The organism is Flavobacterium sp. UBA5153 (assembly GCA_002413745.1).
Taxonomy (GTDB): Bacteria; Bacteroidota; Bacteroidia; order Flavobacteriales; family Flavobacteriaceae; genus Flavobacterium.
This window is the reverse complement of sequence record DHXP01000009.1, coordinates 21898-37317: the sequence shown is the minus strand read 5'-3', so window position 1 is coordinate 37317 and position 15420 is coordinate 21898. Positions and strand designations below refer to the sequence as shown.

The following is a 15420-nucleotide window of genomic DNA, read 5'->3' as shown; positions in this document are numbered from 1 at the left end:
AAGTCAAACCCTTTATTTTTAAATTGGCAATCTTTTTGAAGAATTACGCACTACCAGAACAGGTTTTAATATGATTGTTTCGGCAATGGTTCCCTCTTTATCATTTATTTGTGATAATAATAAATTGGTGGCTATTTTTCCCATTTCAAATCCAGGTTGATCGATAGTGGTTAACGAAGGTTCTATGACGGCAGAAATGGGTTCGTTACTAAATCCAACAATTGCAATATCTTCAGGAACTCTAATGCCTAACTTTTTAAAATATTGCATAGCACTTATGGCCGCAACATCGTTAGCAGAAAAAATTCCATCAATAGTTAGAGGCTGGGAAAGTACTATTTTAGCACTTTCTAAACCGTCTGATTCCATCAATTTTGAACTTATAACCAGACTTTTTTCAAACTGAATATTGTATTTTTCTAAGGCAGATTTATAACCTTCGAATCTGTTTTTATAAATTTCTAATTCTTGCGGACCGGAAAAATGGGCTATTTTTTTACATCCTTGTAAAATAAGATGTTCCGTTGCATCAAACCCCGCTTGAAAATCATCAATAAGCACATTACTGTTCCCCGGAATATCAAGATGTCTGTCAAAAAACACTACCGGTGTGCGATTTTTTTTAAAAATCAATAAATTATGATCGTCCTTTGTTTCCATCGAAATAGAAATTATAACCCCATCAACTCTATTATCTGAAAGTGATTGCGCTATTTTTTGTTCTCTTTCTAAATGTTCTAACGATTGACAAATAATTAAGTTATATCCGGCCTTATAAGCCGTTTCTTCCATACCTGCAATTGCTGAAGAAAAGAAATGACGGGATATTCTGGGAACAATAACACCTATGGTATTGGTCTTGCTATTCCGTAAACTTGAAGCTAATAGATTTTTCTGATATCCCAGCTCATTGGCTTTCTCAATGACCCTGTCTTTTGTTTTTTGGGAAACTCTGGGATTGTTATTCAAAGCCCTTGAAACTGTAGAACTATTAATGTTTAACTCTCTGGCAATATCGTGTATACTTACTTTACCATTCTCCATTAGATAGTAATATTTAGATCAGATTTCATATATTTTTTTATTAATTTTAATTTTGGACTCTATCCTAATGCCAAAAAAAGCAATATACAAATTAAAAATAATTTTTTTAAAAGAATTGCTTTTAATATAAATAAAAATTTAAGGCTCAAGGGTTGTAATGATATGTTATGGTTTTTATATGTTTTAGAGTCAAATATAACCCGTTGGATGTGATTATTATTGATGTCTTACAAATATATTTTTGCCTGTCCCCACATAATTCAAAATGTTTTTATCAAAATTTTCGCTTCCAGAAAAGAATGAACTTCGTATCGGCAAATAAAAAAGCTGTCCGCTAGGAATACCACCTTTCAATCTTACGAAATCTTTTTCGGTGGTAATAATAATTTTATTTTGAGATTTATTTTTAATGTCTAAAATGTCGTTTTCTGTAAAGTGATGATGGTCTGGAAAAGCCAGGCATTCATCACTTGTGTTCAGCAAATAAGCGAAAAATGGTTCCGGTTTTGCAATTCCTGCCAAAAGTAATTTGTCAACATTCCGGATTTCATCTACTTTTATCGTTTTATCCTCGGAATAAATGAACTCATCATAATCGATGTACGAAAAATATAATTTCTGCTTAGAGGAAAGTTTTAATTTAGTCTTAATTTTATTTTGTTCGTCAAGCGAAAGAGATGCTGGACATTTCGTTACGACAACCATGTCAGCTCTTTGCGCACCACATCTACTTTCGCGTAAATTCCCTGTTGGCAACATATAATCATCCGAATATAAATCACCATAACAAGTAAGCAAAATATAGAAACCCGCTTTCACTTTCCGATGCTGGAAAGCATCATCCAGCAGAATAACTTCCGGTTTTTCGCTTTGGGAAAGCAATTGTTCGATGCCGTTTTTTCTGTCGGCGTCAACAGCAACTTGAATAGTTGCGAATTTTTGATAATACTGGAATGGTTCGTCTCCAAGAATTGCCGCATTCGAAGTAGAATCGGCCAAAATGAATCCTTCGGACTGTCTTTTATAACCACGACTCAATGTGGCAACTTTGTATTTTGACGAAAGCAACCGGATTAAATACTCGATTTGAGGTGTTTTTCCCGTGCCGCCAACGCTGAGATTTCCAACAGCAATAATGGGAATGTCAAAAGAATGGGATTTTAAAATGCCCTTATCATAAAGAAAATTCCGAATACTGGTAATGAATCCATACAAAATGGCAAACGGAAACAGTATTTTTCGGAGTAAATTCATAAATTATTTATCAGAATAATGACTCATTGCAGAAATGACATCAACAATAACCAAATCATCATTTACTGTGTAAATTAACCTGTCTTTTAGGTTAATTTGTCTTGACCAAAAACCTGTTAAATTTTCCTTTAATGCTTCTGGTTTTCCTACTCCTGCATATGGCGTTTCTGAAAGCTCTTGTAATATTAGCGCAATTTTTTTAATACTGGCTTGGTTTCCAAACTTTAAATGTTTTGCTATTTGCTTTTTGGCAAGCTCTGTTATTTCAACCCTAAACTTCCCCATATATCATTTGGATCTACTACTGTTCTTTTTTTACTTTTTTGTGCTTTTTTTATCATTGCAACAAATTCAGGATCGTAGATTTCCGATTTTTTTTCAACTGCCTTGTTTAATCCAGTTGATATTATTTCAATTCCTTTTGAATCTTTAACCAAAACGTTTGTCATTTCTAAAAATGCTTTCCCTGCTTTGGTGCGCTCGTTAATTTTTAAGGTTATTGTGGTCATAACAATTGATTTTTTGAATTACAAATATACAAAAATCGCACTATAATTTTTTGTTAAAAACCAACGCACTTTAGAAACAGCATTTTTCACGGTAAATCCATTTTACAAAAGGATAATATTTTATCTTTGAACAAAATTAAAAACAAAAGAGTTGCCACGAATTTCACTAATTTTCACAAATTAATTCGTGTCAATTAGTGAAATTCGTGGCTAAAATGAAAATCAAAGAAATAATTTCCGTACTCGAAGAAATGGCGCCACTCGCCTATGCCGAAGATTTTGATAATGTGGGTTTATTGGTTGGAGATCAAGAATCGGAATCCACGGGAGTTTTGGTTTGCCACGATGCTTTGGAAAGTGTGATTGATGAGGCAATTGCGAAAAACTGCAATTTGGTCGTTTGCTTTCATCCCATATTGTTTTCGGGATTGAAGAAGATTACTGGCAAAAACTATGTCGAAAGGGCTGTCATAAAAGCCATAAAAAATGACATTGCGATTTATGCCGTTCACACCGCTTTGGACAACCATCAAGATGGCGTGAATAAAATATTCTGTGATGCACTGGATTTGACAAAGACACGAATCCTAATCCCAAAACAAAATTATATTCGGAAATTAGTGACCTATACCATTCCGGAAAATGCCGAAAAACTGCGAAACGCCTTGTTTGACGAAGGCGCGGGAAACATTGGCAACTACGAAAATTGCAGTTTCAACTCAAAAGGCATTGGGACTTATATGGGAAATGAGCACAGCAATCCCGAAATTGGGGAACGTTTCGAATTTGTGGAAGGCGACGAAATCAAAATAGAAATGATTTTCGAGAAACATTTGGAAAGCAAAATCCTGAAAGCGCTATTCAAAAATCACGTTTATGAAGAAGTGGCCTACGAAATTTATGATTTGGAAAATGCCAATCAAAACATTGGTTTGGGAATGATTGGAGAATTGAAAGTTCCAATGGACGAAAAAGACTTTCTGAATTTCGTCAAAGATAAAATGCAATGCGGCGGAATTCGACACAGTGCATTTTTGGGTAAACCAATAAAAAAAGTCTCCGTTCTTGGCGGTTCGGGAAGTTTTGCCATAAAAAATGCAATTCAGGCTGGAGCCGATGTTTTTTTAACAGCCGATTTGAAGTATCATCAGTTTTATGAAGCAGAAAATCAACTCATTTTGGCCGATATTGGACATTTTGAAAGCGAACGTTATACAAAAAATTACATTGTTGATTTTCTTCGGAAAAAAATCCCTAATTTTGCATTCATTTTATCGGAAGAAAATACAAATCCAGTTAAGTACTTATAGAATATGGCGACTACAAAAGAATTGAGTGTTGAAGACAAATTAAGAGCAATTTACGATTTACAATTGATTGACTCTAGAATTGACGAAATTAGAAACGTAAGAGGTGAACTTCCTCTTGAAGTGGAAGATTTAGAAGATGAAGTTGCAGGATTAAGCACACGTTCAGAAAAACTGAAAAATGATCTTGAAACTATCGAAGATCTTATCAAGGTAAAGAAAAATTCAATTGACGAGCATAAGGACGCCATCAAAAGATACACAAAACAACAAGAAACTGTACGCAACAATAGAGAATTCAACTCATTGACTAAAGAAGTTGAGTTTCAAGAATTGGAAATTCAATTGGCCGAAAAGCAAATTAAGGAAATGAAGGCTTCTATCGAACATAAGAAAGAAGTAATTGCACAATCAAAAGAAAGATTAGAAACTAAATCTAATCATTTGAAACATAAAAAATCAGAATTGGACGCCATTATGGCTGAAACTGCCAAAGAAGAAGCTTTTTTATCTGAGAAATCAGCTGAATACCAAAAACTAATCGAAGAAAGATTGTTGGCTGCATATAACAGAATTAGATCAAGTGTTCGCAATGGATTGGCCGTTGTTTCTATTGAAAGAGGAGCATCTGCCGGATCATTTTTCACCATTCCTCCACAAACACAAGTGGAAATTGCCTCCAGAAAGAAAATCATCACCGATGAACATTCAGGAAGAATATTAGTCGACAGTGTATTGGCTGAAGAAGAAAAAGAAAAAATGGAAAAGCTGTTTTCTAAATTTTAAATCTATTTAAGTCCCGATAAACATCGGGACTTTTTTATTATGACAAATTTATTTAATTTTTTGTTTGCCAAGTCCATTGGATTATACATTAATCTTATGAGTTTTGTATTTCCAAAGAAAGCATCCCAACTTGCCTATGCTTTTTTTAGTGAACCAAGAACAGGAAAATTATCCAAAAATAATCTTCCCAAAATTCTTCAAGAATCGCAAACCGAAACCTTTCAACACAACGAGCATCACTTCCAGACTTATACTTGGAAAGGAAATGACACCATTATTCTGTTGGTTCACGGCTGGGAAAGCAATGCTTCTCGTTGGGAAAACATAATGCCCTATTTAAGGAAATCAGGAAGCACCGTCATCGCCATCGATGCGCCGGCTCACGGATTGTCAAGCGGAAAAGAGTTTAGCATTCCCAAATATGCGGAATTTATCCATATTGTAGTCGAAAAATTCCAACCGCAATATCTTATTGGTCACTCTATAGGCGGGAATACCTGTTTGTATTATCAGTCCGTATATCAAAATGCTTTGGTTAAAAAAATGGTTATTCTGGGAGCACCCAGTGATTTCAAAATTCTTCTCCATAATTATATTGCATTATTAAGTTTAAATTCTAAAATTTCGGCAGCATTGGAAAAGCATTATTTGGACCATTTCAAACTCAAATTGGAACATTTCTCTGGACAACTATTTGCATCAAAACTTGACATAAAAGGATTAGTTGCACACGATGTTGATGATACCGTGGTTTCATTCGACGAAGGAAAAAAAATTGCCAGTACTTGGAAAAATGTCCGTTTCATTGAAACTTCTGGTTTGGGACACAGCTTGCACGATGATGATTTATATAAAAAAGTTGCCCACTTTTTATTTGAAGACCTCACCCCTTCCGATGGCTATCGGAACCTCTCCGAAGGAGATGGAGTTTAAAACGCAAATATTCCATTCTAGTCTATTTCAAATTTTCAATTCGTCACATTTCCACCCGAGCAAAGCGAACAGACGAAGTAAATTGATTACTTTTGCCTTATGGAAGAAAATCTAAAACGCCTCAATAAATTCATCGGAGAAACCGGCTTTTGCTCCCGCCGTGAAGCAGATAAACTTATCGAAGAAGGTCGCGTAACCATCAACGGAATCGTTCCGGAATTAGGAACCAAAGTTTCGCCTGATGATGAAGTGCGCATTGACGGCAAGCTAATCCGGGAGAAAAACGAGAAACCTGTTTATCTCGCTTTCAATAAACCTGTGGGAATTGAATGTACCACAAACTTGGACGTTCGCAATAATATCGTGGATTATATCAATTATCCCAAACGAATTTTTCCTATTGGACGATTGGACAAAGCCAGTGAAGGTTTGATTTTTATGACCAATGACGGCGATATTGTCAACAAAATTCTTCGAGCCCGAAACAATCACGAAAAAGAATATACCGTAACGGTAAACAAACTTATAACAGATCGTTTTATCGAAAAAATGGGAAATGGGGTTCCTATTTTGGATACCATTACCCGAAAATGCAAAGTGGAAAAAATCAGCTCGACCACTTTCAAAATAATCCTTACACAAGGTTTGAACCGCCAAATTCGTAGAATGTGCGAATATTTAGGATATGAAGTTACGGCTTTGAAACGCATCCGAATTATCAATATTTCGCTTGATATTCCCGTGGGAAGATACCGTGATTTGACCGATACCGAAATCAAGGAGCTCAACCAACTCATTGAACCTTCAAGCAAAACCGAAGAAGCCAGTTTGCCAAAACAAGAACCTGTAAAAAGAAGAACCGAATTCATTAAAAGAGATGATCCTCGATTTAAGAAAAGAGGGGATTATTAAAAGCAAAAAAAGCCCCTTAAGAGTCGTTTATCGAAACGCTTGAAGGGTTTTTAAGGACTTTTTCCGCCTAGTTTGCTAGATGTTATGCAATCGGTTATTTTTTAACTTTTCTATAAACATCGATTAATCCTCTATTATCAATCAACATTTCTTCTTTTTCAATTTTAAGTATTTTATCTTCAATTCTTTCATAGTAATTACCATCCACTTGATTTTGCTGTTACTTTTTATCTAATTAAATCTTTACCAACAAAATCTGTGCTGAGAATATACAGATCGTGGTCAATTATCGTCGTTTCGGGATTAAATTTCCAATTTCCGATGTCAGTGTATTTTGGAGTAAAAACCATACCGTATATAAAGTCTGAACTGTAGATAAGTTTTGGTCCGGTTACTTGAACAGTTCCAAAACTTCCTTCATACTTTCTAATTTATTTCCGTTCAACACGGGTTTCATTTTTCGTGCTGCGCACGCAAGGAAACCCTAGCTGTTGGCGGTAGGTTTTATTTTACCCAAATTTTTATTTTCAGCTAAATCTCCGTCTTTTCTCGGCTAATCTATTTGAAAAAAAGGTTTTTCTTTCTCCCTCTGGTGTTTTAATAGTTTTTAGTTCAAATTGAGTTAAATCCATCGTCTTTATTTCTTCAGGATTATTCATAAATTCAGAACCAGCATTTTCAGATGTTTGATAAATAAAAAAATAATTTTTAGCAGAAGGCTCTGGGATAAAATTATAACCGGTTTTATTGAAATTATATTCAATTGGTGTCAGTTCAAAAATTTCAATTTCATCTCTTGTAATATTATCAACACTCTCAATTACCTGAATTAATCTAAATTCTTTTACCATATTTGTAAGATTTTGTTATTAAACATTTTGTTTGTTCATTTTTATTCTGTTTTCCACTTCCACTTTGCGATTTTAACTATTTCAGGTGTTATACCCGTTAAATTAATAATATCATTCCTCTCTTTTGTGTTAGATACATAAATAACTTTCAAATCATTTAACTCAAACTTTAGAGGGAATTTTTCCAACTTTTGATTATGTTTCTTTTTATTTTTTAAATATGTTGATTGATTTTGAGAAATTAAATAATTTTTAATTTCATTTTTCAATGGCACGAATCTCCATTCATTTTCCGATTTAAAGTCAAATTGAGGATTTTTTGAATAGCTATTATATCCATTTTCATTTTTCATAAAACATTTAACTTCCATAATAGCTAATCTCAATTTTGGGTCTAATTTTTTGTCGAAAGACTTAATTCTTCTTGCAGTTAAAAGTTCTTTCATCCCTTTTGCTGCTGTTGAAGTATCACTCACATATAAAACAGGGCCAATTTTTTTATTTCTTGCCCAGCTTTTACTAAATCCAACTCCATATTTTCCATATGTGATAATTTCATTATTGATAGTTGCGGGATTGTATTCACTAAAACAAATCATTGGATGAGCTGCTTTCGAGATTGCCGTTTTATTAAAATAAAAATTTTCGCAACAAAAAGAAATTCTTAAGGATTTGGATTCCAAAATACTTTTTAAATTTTGAAAATTTTTAGTTGTATGAACTATTATTTTGTTTGTTTCTGCTTCCATTTGTTCTGTTAGTGCTCAACTTACCGCCAACGTTTCGCGGCTTTGCGAGGTTGCGAAGTTCGTAACCGAGTACTTTTGGCTAAGATAAAATTTCTTGCGAACGATAAACGTGAATATTGCACATATTTCGCAATCTCGCAAAACCGCTGTTGTACCGCGTTTTCTTAATGAATACTTTTTAAAAAACATTTATCTTCTTCGGTTAAACCGCTCCATTTTTTTGTAAAGTAATTTTTTGAATAAAGTCCATTTTCAATTTTATCCGAGTATTTCTTTTTAAATAAATTAATTAGCTCTTCATAACTAGAAATTTTTATTTCATTTTTTGAATAAAATATTGTGTTAGTTTCACTATAGAACTTTTTTGGTGCGTCTTCTCTTTTGAATGTTCCAAAAACAAATTCCTCTAAATCTGAACATAAACTGATTTTTATATCCAAATTTACCTTTGGTAAATCTTTGAAAAAAGTTTCAATAGTATAGTTTGGTTTATTATTTTCTAGTTGCATTGCTCCGATTATGTTCGGTAATGTTAAACCGTATTTATCATCTCTTATGCACCAACTATAAATCATTTTTTCAATATAAATTACGCTATCAATCATAAACTCACTGAATAAATTCTACAATTTGAAATATTTGGATTTATGACATTTTCAGAGTTATCAATCTTCTTTTTCAATTGTATCCATTCATATTCAGCATTGCTTTCAGCAAATTTTCCACTATGAAATTTTTCATCAATGCTACTTTTTAATTCATTAAAGTAATCTTTATCAAAATATAAATTTCCACCACCATTATGAGTTTCAAACAATAAATATCCTTTTTTTGGTTTAGCAAATAATTCTTTCATTAATGCTTGATATAGAAGAGCTAATTCTTGACCATCTAGAAATTGTTTTTTTGTAAAAGTTGGATTGAAATTAGGGTCGTTTAAGGTGTTATCAACGAAACCAGTATCTGCCTCAAACTTTATTTTAAAACTATCCGCATAAAATCCTGTTAATTCGTATGATGTTTTATGTTCTTTAAATTTTTTCAATAAAATTTGTAATCCGCCTCCATATTTTAGATAAAATCTATATGTTATAAATTCAGGGGTATTTGCATAAATATACTCTTTGTTTATAGTTATAATATTATCAGCAATAGTGTTATCAACCGTTTTAATTATAATATTCTTTTCATTTTCTGAAATATCACCTTCTGCTAATTTGGGTAGATATTCCCAAGTTGAACTTGTAGACTCATAACTTCCTCTGTCTTTTGAAATAATTCTAATTTTTCCCATATTCTATTAAATGTGTTAGGTTCTATTCGGCGTCAAAATGCGGTACAACTTGCAAATAGGTCTGACAAAATCATCCCAATCCACCCTTATTTGGGTGGATTGGGATGATAAACGTCATCCTTTTTTGATATTGCTAATATATGTAAAAATACTTACAAATCGCTTAAATAACTTTGTGTTCGTTAAAAACTTTTCTTACTTAGTTAGGCACAAATTTCTGTTGTTTTACTTCTGAGTCCAAGATTTTTTGAATGTAACGTAAGTCTATTTTATCCGTTTTATCTGGATGAGATTGCTTCGTCGTACCTCCTCGCAATGACCTTTACTAATTCCTCGCAATGTGGTTTTGCGAGAAGGATAGCAGTAAAAATCCTTTGTGCAGCGCAGCGGAACAAAGATTACAACGAATAGCCTGACCGAGTTTACTAGAGATTGCTTCGTACCTCGCAATGTGTAAACGAGGGCTCGCCCAAAAAAAAATCCGCATTGATTTCTCAATACGGATTTATAGGATAATTGTTTTGTTTCTAATCCCGTTTTTTATTTTTGAATTCTTATTTTTTCATCCTGATCTGTCTTGCCAAAAGCGTGTTTTTCAACAACATCGCAATTGTCATAGGACCTACTCCACCAGGAACCGGAGTTATAAAAGACGATTTTTTGCTTACGTTTTCAAAATCAACATCACCAGTAATTACATATCCTTTTGGATGCGAAGCGTCTTCTACTCTAGTAATACCAACGTCAATTACTACAACTCCGTCTTTTACCATATCAGCTTTAAGATAATTCGGAACTCCTAAAGCAGTAATGATAATATCAGCATTTTTAGTAAACTCCTCAATATTTTTGGTTCTACTGTGAGTAAGAGTTACCGTTGAATCACCTGGATATCCTTTGCGGCTCATCAAGATACTCATTGGGCGACCCACAATATGGCTTCTACCAATAACAACGGTATGTTTGCCAGCTGTTTCCACTTTGTAACGTTCTAATAACTCCATAATTCCATACGGGGTTGCCGGTAAAAAAGTTTCCATTTCTAACGCCATTTTGCCAAAATTGGTGGGATGAAAACCATCTACATCTTTATCCGGATCTATTGCCATCAGGATTTTTTGTTCATCAATGTGTTTTGGCAAAGGCAATTGAACTATGAAACCATCTAGAGCTTCATCTTCATTAAGTTCCTTGATTTTTGTAAGTAATTCAGCTTCCGAAATAGTTGAAGGCAACGATACCAAAGTAGATTCAAATCCTATTTGTTGGCACGATCTTACTTTGCTGCCCACATAAGTCAAACTTGCACCGTTAGTACCAACAATGACAGCTGCTAAATGAGGAACTTTCTGTCCGTCAGCTTTCATTTTTTGCACTTCGGCAGCAATCTCGTTTTTAATGTCTTCCGATGTTTTTTTTCCGTCTAGTAATTGCATTTCTTTTTGTTTAAAAAGTTTAAAGTTTCACGTTTAAAGTTTTGTCAACCTTAAATAAAACCTCTCGAATATCGTATTTATCTGAACACTTTTTTTATCTCATTCCAGGCATTCCGCCTTTCATATTTCCCATCATTTTCATCATATTTTTCCCACCAGGACCTTGCATCATCTTCATCATTTTGCTCATTTGCTCAAACTGTTTCATTAATTGATTGACTTGCTCAATTTTTGTTCCGGAACCTTTGGCAATCCTGGTTTTTCTTTTTACGTCAATTATGGTTGGTTTTGTTCTTTCTTTTGGAGTCATCGAATGAATAATCGCTTCAATATGTTTGAAAGCATCGTCTTCAATTTCGACATCTTTCATAGCTTTTGTGGCTCCAGGAATCATTCCTACCAAATCCTTCATATTCCCCATTTTTTTTACTTGCTGAATTTGGGAAAGGAAGTCATCAAAACCAAATTCGTTTTTAGCAATTTTCTTCTGTATTTTTCTGGCTTCTTCTTCGTCAAATTGTTCTTGGGCTCTTTCAACCAAGGACACAACGTCACCCATTCCAAGGATACGTTCCGCCATACGAACAGGATAGAACACATCAATTGCATCCATTTTTTCGCCTGTTCCTACAAATTTGATGGGTTTATTAACCACAGATTTGATGGAAATTGCAGCTCCACCACGAGTATCACCATCTAATTTGGTTAAGATTACACCGTCAAAATTCAATCTGTCATTGAAAGTTTTTGCTGTATTCACGGCATCTTGACCCGTCATCGCATCAACAACAAACAAGGTTTCGTGCGGCTGGATGGCTTTGTGAACATTGGCAATTTCAGTCATCATTGCCTCATCAACTGCCAAACGACCAGCTGTATCGACAATCACCACATTAAAACCATTCGCTTTGGCGTGTTTAATGGCATTTTGGGCAATTTCGACAGGGTTTTTATTTTCGGGTTCTGAATAAACCTCAACGCCTATTGAGTCTCCAACAACATATAACTGTTGGATTGCCGCTGGACGATAAATATCACAGGCAACTAACAGTGGTTTTTTATTCTTTTTAGTTTGAAGATAATTGGCCAATTTTCCAGAAAAAGTGGTCTTTCCCGAACCTTGTAATCCCGACATTAAAATAACGGTAGGATTTCCGGAAAGATTGATTCCGGCGACATCACCACCCATTAATTCTGTTAGTTCGTCTTTGACTATTTTTACTAATAACTGTCCGGGTTGAAGTGTGGTCAACACATTTTGACCAATCGCTTTTTCCTTTACTTTAGTGGTAAAATCTTTGGCAATTTTAAAATTCACGTCGGCATCCAATAAAGCGCGACGAACTTCTTTCAAAGTTTCGGCAACGTTTACTTCAGTTATTTTTCCGTGACCTTTAAGTATATGAAAGGCTTTGTCTAATTTATCGCTTAAATTATCGAACATAATTCTATTTTTCTTTTATTGAGGTGCAAATTTAAGCATTTGATTTTGAAGTTTAAATAGTATTGGAAATAAAAAGAGGCTACCTTTTCAAGATAGCCTCTTTTTTAATAAAATTAAATTCACATTTAATTAGTCCTTGTCATCCAAGTGTGATTCATTTTCAAGTATTGCTCTTATTTGCTCTCCGATAACCTGATTCCCATCAACATTACTGGTGCTGATTTCGATAACTCCGTCTCCATTACCATCAAGCAATAGACCCTGATTGGCTAATGTTGTTAGTTTCGCCATTATGGCATCAAGTTGTATTTTAATATTTAGAGATGTGTCATTGCTGTTAACTGTAAAATCTTTGGCAGGATCTGCAAAATGCATTTTAAGTTCAACATCTTTGTCACTCCAGATAAGAAAATCTTTCCCGTTAATGGTTCCTTTAATCATATAAGTCTTGCCACTCATATCACCGGCCACAATAGATTTTTCAAACTTAAACCTTATTTCCGAATATTTTGCATTTGGAACATTTACAGAAGCAATAACTTGACTCAAGGGTTTGTTAGGATCAAGCAAATCCAATAAAAAAGGACCTACAAGTTTAGTATCCTCATGAAGGGAATCCGTTTTATGCATCATATCATTCATATCAGTTTCTAATTTAATACTTCCAATATTAATCTTAAAATCAGTGATAATTGCCGTAGATGGTGTAGATGCCATACGTGCAGTTAAAGAAGTAGTGCCTGTTGAAGAAACAGCGGCGGCTTTCAGTGTAACATTCCCATTTGTAGAGGGAGTATTTGAACACGAACTTACCGCTAAGGCAAGTAAAGCTAAAATGGAAAAATTTTTCATAATATTATGGTATTTAAGGGGTTAAGTGTCTATATTTTTGGCATTCTAATTTTACAAATGAATTTCCAAAAATGAGTTCTATTAAAATTTAAAGTAATTAATAATGTTAGTATTTAGTTTTAATTAGTTTTTGGCAAAATAAAGATAATCCGTTTCATTATTGACATCTCCATCTCTAAACCGCAATTGGGAATTATTAAATTCCAGTTCTTTCCATCCTTCGTCTAATTTCTTCAGTGGATCCGGTTCAATTTTTATTTCAAATTCCCTGACACCATTATCCACTTTTGTTGACCAAGTTCCATTATAAGCAATTCCTGATTTTGTTGCTATAACCGTATAATCAGTTTTAAAAACAAAGTCATAGCCATCATAAATCAAGGTTTGATCATTATCCTTAAAATAATACGAGATTTTCCAAGAGTTACTTGTAATTGTTTTCATAAAATCTATGGGTGGATTTGTGTTTTCCGAACAATTATCAACTGCCCTTTTTATGACATCCTCAAACTGGTTGTTACTGGTTATAATTATGTTTTGTCCGTTTGAATTGATAATTGAAATCGGATAACTAATGGCTATAAATTTATTAGATTCTAAATTTTTGAAAAAATTATAAAATGACTGATTGTCGGTAACAGAAGTTGTACTTGCTATTTGATTGTTGCTGTCATAGCTATTGATTGTTATTGGAAAAACAATATTGATGCAATTTATCTTTCCAAAACCGTCTGAATCAGTCTTGCATTCCGCAATTAAATTAGCATAGGCAGTCTGATCTGCAATGTTTTTTTTAGAATAATTATTGAGAGTTACCGTTATAGGAAAATGAATGAAAACAATATCACTGTCATTGGAATTTGCATTAATATTATTTTGAACCAATTGGTAGTCATTTGCTGAGTTTATGGCAATCTGGACATCATTTACAGTAACAACATAGGGAAAATTTATCATAAAACAATTTGAATGGTCTATGATATTGTCTTGAGAAGTTTTTTGCATCACTACTCTTTCAATATAAGTTGTCAACGGGGCGGTTTTTGAAATGGTTTCCTTAGTACTATGTATTTCCACAGCTGATTCACTCTGACAAGCCGTAAAAAAGACGGCAACCAATGAAACAAAGAATATTAAACTATTTTTAAAATTTATCATGATGGAATCTAAATCAAATTATTATCAAATATAGAAAAACAAAATCTAAATTTTCCGAGCAGTATTTAAGGAAATACTGCTCGGAAAATTTAGCAACCAATTCAAAAATTAATTGGTGTTCATTATTATATATTCTATCAAAATCTTATCGTCAATCAAGAAATCCATTATCAATGAAATCATTTGGCAATAAAATTATTGCCAAATTACCAAAAATAATAAATTCAACAATCAAACATTAAGTTTCCAATTCGTATTGAAAAATAACATTATCTGATTATAAAACAATTTAGAACGGCTTTACCCTACCTAAATTAAAAAAATATATCTTTGTAAGGCAAAAAAACATAAAATAAATGGCAAACAATTCATTATCAGAGACTTGTAATGAAATTATTTTTTCAAATTTTTTTAAAAACCATGCAAAGTCACTTCGCAATTTTCTTTTTTATAGGTATGGTAATAAAGACCAAGCCGAAGATTTGACCCAAGAAGCTTTTATAAAATTATGGCAAAATTGTGCTTCGGTTCCTATTGAAAAAGCCAAATCCTATATTTATACAATTGCCAATAATGGCTCCCTAAATGAAATTAAACATCAAAAGGTAGTTTTGGAATACGAAAACAACTTTTCTGGTCCTGACAAATCAAATGAAACCCCCGAATTTCTATTGGAGGAAAAACAATTCAAAAACAAGCTCTTAAAAGCAATTGAAGATTTGAATGAAACCCAACGAATTGCTTTTTTAATGCATCGAATTGACGGGAAAAAATATAGCGAAATTGCAGAAGAATTAAATATAAGCGTCAAAGCAGTCGAAAAACGGATACATCTGGCTTTAGTCGAATTAAGAAAAACAATTGAAACCATAAAGTAGGGTAAATTTGTTT

At 33.4% G+C, this 15420-nt stretch carries 17 protein-coding genes; 5 read left to right on the top strand and 12 right to left on the bottom strand.

Annotated elements, in window-relative coordinates:
* Window positions 1-18 precede the first annotated feature (18 nt).
* The 4 genes from B2145_RS01790 to B2145_RS01775 form a co-directional block, all read right to left on the bottom strand.
* The gene (locus B2145_RS01790) at window positions 19-1044 is read right to left on the bottom strand and encodes a LacI family DNA-binding transcriptional regulator (RefSeq protein ID WP_291097509.1); all 1026 of its coding nucleotides are present in this window, start codon (window positions 1042-1044) and stop codon (window positions 19-21) included.
* 216 nt (window positions 1045-1260) lie between these two features.
* Entirely contained in the window at window positions 1261-2298 is a 1038-nt protein-coding gene (gene lpxK / locus B2145_RS01785; RefSeq protein ID WP_291097507.1) for a tetraacyldisaccharide 4'-kinase, read from the bottom strand.
* Window positions 2299-2301: 3 nt separating this feature from the next.
* Window positions 2302-2583, bottom strand: coding sequence for a Txe/YoeB family addiction module toxin (locus tag B2145_RS01780; RefSeq protein ID WP_291097505.1), 282 nt, complete (start codon window positions 2581-2583; stop codon window positions 2302-2304).
* Window positions 2559-2807 (bottom strand): DUF2683 family protein, encoded by a 249-nt coding sequence (locus B2145_RS01775; RefSeq protein WP_291097503.1) that lies wholly within the window; start codon window positions 2805-2807, stop codon window positions 2559-2561. The genes B2145_RS01780 and B2145_RS01775 overlap by 25 nt, the downstream gene beginning before the upstream one ends.
* A 215-nt stretch (window positions 2808-3022) precedes the next feature.
* On the opposite strand from B2145_RS01775, the gene B2145_RS01770 reads away from it, so the two are divergent.
* From B2145_RS01770 to rluF, 4 genes are all read left to right on the top strand, one after another.
* A complete protein-coding gene (locus B2145_RS01770) occupies window positions 3023-4117 on the top strand; it encodes a Nif3-like dinuclear metal center hexameric protein (protein ID WP_291097501.1) in 1095 nt (364 codons plus the stop codon).
* A gap of 3 nt (window positions 4118-4120) precedes the next feature.
* Window positions 4121-4900 (top strand): zinc ribbon domain-containing protein, encoded by a 780-nt coding sequence (locus B2145_RS01765; protein WP_291097499.1) that lies wholly within the window; start codon window positions 4121-4123, stop codon window positions 4898-4900.
* A 96-nt stretch (window positions 4901-4996) separates the two neighbouring features.
* Window positions 4997-5833: an alpha/beta hydrolase gene (locus B2145_RS01760; RefSeq protein WP_291097497.1), complete on the top strand. Its 837-nt coding sequence runs from the start codon at window positions 4997-4999 to the stop codon at window positions 5831-5833.
* 99 nt (window positions 5834-5932) lie between these two features.
* Entirely contained in the window at window positions 5933-6745 is an 813-nt protein-coding gene (gene rluF / locus B2145_RS01755) for a 23S rRNA pseudouridine(2604) synthase RluF (RefSeq protein WP_291097495.1), read from the top strand.
* A 527-nt stretch (window positions 6746-7272) separates the two neighbouring features.
* Here rluF and B2145_RS01750 read toward each other — a convergent pair.
* The 8 genes from B2145_RS01750 to B2145_RS01715 form a co-directional block, all read right to left on the bottom strand.
* A complete protein-coding gene (locus B2145_RS01750; RefSeq protein WP_291097493.1) occupies window positions 7273-7596 on the bottom strand; it encodes a hypothetical protein in 324 nt (107 codons plus the stop codon).
* Between the two features lie 41 nt (window positions 7597-7637).
* On the bottom strand, window positions 7638-8345 hold the full coding sequence (locus B2145_RS01745; RefSeq protein WP_291097491.1) for an abortive infection system antitoxin AbiGi family protein: 708 nt from the start codon (window positions 8343-8345) through the stop codon (window positions 7638-7640).
* Window positions 8346-8509: 164 nt separating this feature from the next.
* On the bottom strand, window positions 8510-8950 hold the full coding sequence (locus B2145_RS01740) for a hypothetical protein (protein WP_291097489.1): 441 nt from the start codon (window positions 8948-8950) through the stop codon (window positions 8510-8512).
* Complete coding sequence (locus B2145_RS01735) at window positions 8947-9639, bottom strand: hypothetical protein (protein WP_291097487.1); 693 nt, start codon at window positions 9637-9639, stop codon at window positions 8947-8949. The genes B2145_RS01740 and B2145_RS01735 overlap by 4 nt, the downstream gene beginning before the upstream one ends.
* A 554-nt stretch (window positions 9640-10193) precedes the next feature.
* The gene (locus B2145_RS01730) at window positions 10194-11075 is read right to left on the bottom strand and encodes a bifunctional 5,10-methylenetetrahydrofolate dehydrogenase/5,10-methenyltetrahydrofolate cyclohydrolase (protein WP_291097485.1); all 882 of its coding nucleotides are present in this window, start codon (window positions 11073-11075) and stop codon (window positions 10194-10196) included.
* A gap of 94 nt (window positions 11076-11169) precedes the next feature.
* Window positions 11170-12519, bottom strand: coding sequence for a signal recognition particle protein (gene ffh / locus B2145_RS01725; protein ID WP_291097483.1), 1350 nt, complete (start codon window positions 12517-12519; stop codon window positions 11170-11172).
* A gap of 129 nt (window positions 12520-12648) precedes the next feature.
* On the bottom strand, window positions 12649-13371 hold the full coding sequence (locus B2145_RS01720; RefSeq protein WP_291097481.1) for a hypothetical protein: 723 nt from the start codon (window positions 13369-13371) through the stop codon (window positions 12649-12651).
* 123 nt (window positions 13372-13494) lie between these two features.
* Window positions 13495-14529: a hypothetical protein gene (locus B2145_RS01715; RefSeq protein ID WP_291097480.1), complete on the bottom strand. Its 1035-nt coding sequence runs from the start codon at window positions 14527-14529 to the stop codon at window positions 13495-13497.
* Between the two features lie 356 nt (window positions 14530-14885).
* Here B2145_RS01715 and B2145_RS01710 point away from each other — a divergent pair, with 356 nt between their 5' ends.
* A complete protein-coding gene (locus tag B2145_RS01710; RefSeq protein WP_291097478.1) occupies window positions 14886-15407 on the top strand; it encodes an RNA polymerase sigma factor in 522 nt (173 codons plus the stop codon).
* Window positions 15408-15420: the final 13 nt, after the last annotated feature.

Excerpts from the sequence above, each read along its gene's own strand:
- B2145_RS01790 (WP_291097509.1), bottom strand. The coding sequence starts at position 1,044 with ATGGAGAATGGTAAAGTAAGTATACACGATATTGCCAGAGAGTTAAAC.
- lpxK (WP_291097507.1), bottom strand. The coding sequence starts at position 2,298 with ATGAATTTACTCCGAAAAATACTGTTTCCGTTTGCCATTTTGTATGGA.
- B2145_RS01780 (WP_291097505.1), bottom strand. The coding sequence starts at position 2,583 with ATGGGGAAGTTTAGGGTTGAAATAACAGAGCTTGCCAAAAAGCAAATA.
- B2145_RS01775 (WP_291097503.1), bottom strand. The coding sequence starts at position 2,807 with ATGACCACAATAACCTTAAAAATTAACGAGCGCACCAAAGCAGGGAAA.
- B2145_RS01770 (WP_291097501.1), top strand. The coding sequence starts at position 3,023 with ATGAAAATCAAAGAAATAATTTCCGTACTCGAAGAAATGGCGCCACTC.
- B2145_RS01765 (WP_291097499.1), top strand. The coding sequence starts at position 4,121 with ATGGCGACTACAAAAGAATTGAGTGTTGAAGACAAATTAAGAGCAATT.
- B2145_RS01760 (WP_291097497.1), top strand. The coding sequence starts at position 4,997 with ATGAGTTTTGTATTTCCAAAGAAAGCATCCCAACTTGCCTATGCTTTT.
- rluF (WP_291097495.1), top strand. The coding sequence starts at position 5,933 with ATGGAAGAAAATCTAAAACGCCTCAATAAATTCATCGGAGAAACCGGC.
- B2145_RS01750 (WP_291097493.1), bottom strand. The coding sequence starts at position 7,596 with ATGGTAAAAGAATTTAGATTAATTCAGGTAATTGAGAGTGTTGATAAT.
- B2145_RS01745 (WP_291097491.1), bottom strand. The coding sequence starts at position 8,345 with ATGGAAGCAGAAACAAACAAAATAATAGTTCATACAACTAAAAATTTT.
- B2145_RS01740 (WP_291097489.1), bottom strand. The coding sequence starts at position 8,950 with ATGATTGATAGCGTAATTTATATTGAAAAAATGATTTATAGTTGGTGC.
- B2145_RS01735 (WP_291097487.1), bottom strand. The coding sequence starts at position 9,639 with ATGGGAAAAATTAGAATTATTTCAAAAGACAGAGGAAGTTATGAGTCT.
- B2145_RS01730 (WP_291097485.1), bottom strand. The coding sequence starts at position 11,075 with ATGCAATTACTAGACGGAAAAAAAACATCGGAAGACATTAAAAACGAG.
- ffh (WP_291097483.1), bottom strand. The coding sequence starts at position 12,519 with ATGTTCGATAATTTAAGCGATAAATTAGACAAAGCCTTTCATATACTT.
- B2145_RS01720 (WP_291097481.1), bottom strand. The coding sequence starts at position 13,371 with ATGAAAAATTTTTCCATTTTAGCTTTACTTGCCTTAGCGGTAAGTTCG.
- B2145_RS01715 (WP_291097480.1), bottom strand. The coding sequence starts at position 14,529 with ATGATAAATTTTAAAAATAGTTTAATATTCTTTGTTTCATTGGTTGCC.
- B2145_RS01710 (WP_291097478.1), top strand. The coding sequence starts at position 14,886 with ATGGCAAACAATTCATTATCAGAGACTTGTAATGAAATTATTTTTTCA.